The sequence below is a fragment of the Mycobacterium sp. TH-M15 genome, from assembly GCF_057473705.1.
On record NZ_JBYCLB010000534.1, the window covers coordinates 1 to 2,557 of the forward strand.

Here is a 2,557-nt window from a genome sequence, read left to right on the forward strand (position 1 = left end):
GTCACCCCGGCCAGCGGGGAGACCGCCGCGGACCTGCCGACCACGGGCTCGGTCTACGACGTGTTCAACCTGGGCCACGGCTATGAGAACGTCTACACCGCCACCCCGGGCGCCGACGGCACCGTCACCGACACCCTGGTGACGCCCTACGGCGACGTGAACCTGAGCTCGCTGGTCGCCGGCTTCAACGACGCGAACCCTCTGCAGCCCGGTGACGCGTTCACCGGCCTGCAGAGCGGCGACAGCGCGATCGGAAACGGCGACGCGTTCAGCATCGGCGGCAACACCCTGGACCCGTTCACCGTGAGCAGCAGCGGCACCGACGTGGCGGGCTTCGCCCCGGTCCACGCGGTGGCCAGCGTGCCGCCGTTGCTGGCCATCGGCGGCTCGTCGCTGGGTAATCCCGCCGACGGTGGCAACGACCTTGCCACCCAGAGCTTCGACTTCTACTCCGGGACCGGCTCCCACGCCACCGACGTCGGGACCGTCACGACCGGCGAGGACGTGACCAACCTGCTGGGCATGACCAACACCGAACTCGTCGTCACCGGTTCGACCGCCGCCAGCGGGGACACCAGCGCGCAGTCGGCGGCGCTGCCCACCACGGGAACGGTGTACGACGCGTTCAACCTGGGCCACGGCTATGAGAACGTCTACATCGCCACCCCGGGCGCCGACGGCACCGTCACCGACACCCTGGTCACGCCGTACGGCGACGTGAACCTGAGCTCGCTGGTCGCCGGCTTCAACGCCGCCAACCCGTTGAACCCGGGCGACGCCTTCACCGGCCTGCAGAGCGGCGACAGCGCCATCGGGGCGGGCGCGTTCACCATCGACGGCACCACCTTCGATCCCACCAGCACCGCCACCGGCGCCGTCGACGGATTCACGCCGGTTTATCAGACGATCGGAGCGCCGCCGCTGCTGGACATCGGCGGCGGCACGCCCACCCTTGTTTTCGGTAGCGCCCACGACGTGATTCCGCTGGCGGAGCAGACCGTCGACAGCTACAGCGGAACCGGGTCCAGCGCCGTCGACGTCGGCCACATCAACTCCTACGAGACGGTGACCAACCTGCTGGGCATGACCAACAGCGAGTTCACCGTCAACTCGGCCACCGCGGCCAGCGGGGACACCAGCGCGCAATCCGCGGCGCTGCCCACCACGGGGTCGGTCTACGACGTACTCAACCTGGGCAGCGGGTTCGAGAACGTCTACACCGCTACCCCGGGCGCCGACGGCACCGTCACCGACACCCTGGTGACACCGTTCGGCGACGTGAACCTGAGCTCGCTGGTCAGTGGTATCGACGCGGCCGCGTTGCTCGACCCGGGTGCGGCGTTCGACACCACAAGCTCGGCCGCCTCGGCGATCGACCCGCTGGCCTTCCTGGGTCTGTAGGAATCAACAGCTGCTGCCAGACATCCCAGGTCCGAAAGGGCCTGGGATGTCTGGTTTCTGCGGCCGAGCGGCCAGGACCCCTCCCCGACGACACCCGGCCGCAGGCCCTGCAGATCGTCAAAGACACCGCCGGCCACCTCGGGTACTTCCACGACCCCAACCCGGCTTGCACGACCTCTACATCGCCGGCCGGGGCGGCATCGACTTCCGATTCGGCACCGACGTCGCGTCGACCTTGTCCGGCCTGTCCGACCGCCGGATCAGCGCACACGACAAACCGACGCCCACCACCGACAACCCGTAAGCCCACGACCCTGTGATCGGCCCCCACCGCCGGGTATGGTCGCAGCACGGTTTTACCCTGCGCCCGCAACGATAGGAACGCGATGTCCCACCCGCCCGGTGATCCGCACCTGGCGTCCCCGAAGGCGCTGGCCCGCGAGGACGCGGGCTACCACAAGGAGCTCGCCCCGCGGCAGCTGCAGATGATCGCCGTCGGCGGTGCGATCGGCACCGGGCTGTTCATGGGCGCCGGCAAACGCCTGCACGACGCCGGGCCGGGGCTGTTCATCGTCTACGCGATCTGCGGCGGCTTCGTGTTCCTGATCCTGCGGGCGCTCGGCGAGCTGGTGCTGCACCGCCCGTCGTCGGGATCGTTCGTCTCCTACGCGCGTGAATTCCTGGGCGAGAAGACGGCGTTCGTGGCCGGCTGGCTGTACTTCCTGAACTGGTCGGTGACCGGCATCGTCGACACCACCGCGATCGCCAGCTACTTCCACTACTGGCGGGTGTTCGACGGGATCCCGCAGTGGACGCTGGCACTGGCCGCCCTGCTGGCGGTGCTGTCGATGAACCTCATCTCGGTGAAGCTCTTCGGTGAGCTCGAGTTCTGGGCGGCGCTGATCAAGGTGGTGGCGCTGATGACGTTCCTGGTGGTCGGCACCATCTTCCTGGGCAGGCGGTACCGGGTGGACGGGCAGGTCACCGGGCTGCACCTGTGGGCCGACAACGGCGGCTTCCTGCCGACCGGGCTGATCCCGCTGGTGCTGGTCACCTCCGGCGTGGTGTTCTCCTACGCGGCCGTCGAGCTGGTCGGCACCGCGGCCGGCGAGACCCCGGAGCCGGAGAGGATCATGCCGCGGGCGATCAACTCGGT

General features: G+C 69.0%; 3 protein-coding genes. All 3 read left to right on the forward strand.

Annotated elements, in window-relative coordinates; genetic code table 11:
• Positions 1-1,401, forward strand: a 1,401-nt coding sequence (locus AC2VNT_RS13000) for a hypothetical protein (RefSeq protein ID WP_486947256.1), incomplete at its 5' end; no start/stop codon positions are given.
• Positions 1,402-1,567: 166 nt separating this feature from the next.
• Entirely contained in the window at positions 1,568-1,705 is a 138-nt protein-coding gene (locus AC2VNT_RS13005) for a hypothetical protein (RefSeq protein WP_486947257.1), read from the forward strand.
• An 82-nt stretch (positions 1,706-1,787) separates the two neighbouring features.
• The coding region (locus AC2VNT_RS13010; protein WP_486947258.1) for an amino acid permease at positions 1,788-2,557 on the forward strand (770 nt) is incomplete at its 3' end.